Genomic DNA, 847 nt, shown 5'->3' with positions numbered 1-847 from the left:
CTATTTATTTCGAGGAGAGCTTTCATCGTTTGAAGCAGCGATTAGACAAGAATTACAGCGCGGAATGAAATCACAGCTTCGTTTTGTCAAATTGATTTTCCAGCTTTACTTGATGCTTGAGACCATTGCGCATGAATCGCAAATCGGTTTGGAGAGCGGCGAACAGCTTTGGCTAAGGCCGGAAATGACACTTAGTCTCGATACTGTAGAGAAAGCGGAGCGGTTTCTGATGCGTATTGCAGTTAAAATCGAGAGCAAGCGTCAAAGCGACTCACAGGAAAGTGATCCATCCTTGATTTTGGCGGCTAAGCAGTTTATTGACGAGAACTATATGTATGAATTGAATTTGACGATGATTGCAGAGAAGTACAATTATAATTCATCTTATTTCTCAGAAATGTTCAAAGCTAAAGTAGGTAAAACCTTTATTCACTATTTGAATGAGGTACGAATTGCTGAGGCTGTTCGGATGCTAAAAACAACAACGCTGAACCTTTGGGATATTGCAGAGCTTACTGGATTCTCCAATGCAAGCTACTTCAGCTCCAAATTTAAAAGGATGTACGGAATGACTCCTTCGGATTATCGTCAGCAGCAATCGGAATTAAAATCTGAAAAAAATGATAGTGAACACCCAAAGAATTAGCATTCTATGTTCATAGCCCCTCCCTTATGATGGAACTACATCAATAAGAGAGGGGTATTCATGATGAGAAAAAGCCTCAAGCCGCTTAGCAATCAGCATAACTTAACCGCATATACCTTTTTGCTGCCATGGCTGATCGGGTTTTTCTGCCTGACGCTCGGTCCAATGCTTGGATCGTTTTATTTGTCGCTCACAAAGTTG

Annotated in this window: 1 protein-coding gene and 1 pseudogene; both read left to right on the top strand. The window is 41.1% G+C overall.

Annotated elements, in window-relative coordinates; all coding sequences use genetic code 11:
- On the top strand, positions 1-646 hold a 646-nt coding region (locus AC1DSE_RS35915; protein ID WP_477529201.1), incomplete at its 5' end, for a helix-turn-helix transcriptional regulator.
- Positions 647-709: 63 nt separating this feature from the next.
- Positions 710-847, top strand: a pseudogene (locus AC1DSE_RS35910) (ABC transporter permease); the annotation flags it as partial.

Source organism: Paenibacillus sp. 01L418 (genome assembly GCF_056400045.1).
The sequence above is the reverse complement of the archived record's forward strand: the minus strand, read 5'-3'. Positions and strand labels throughout refer to the sequence as shown.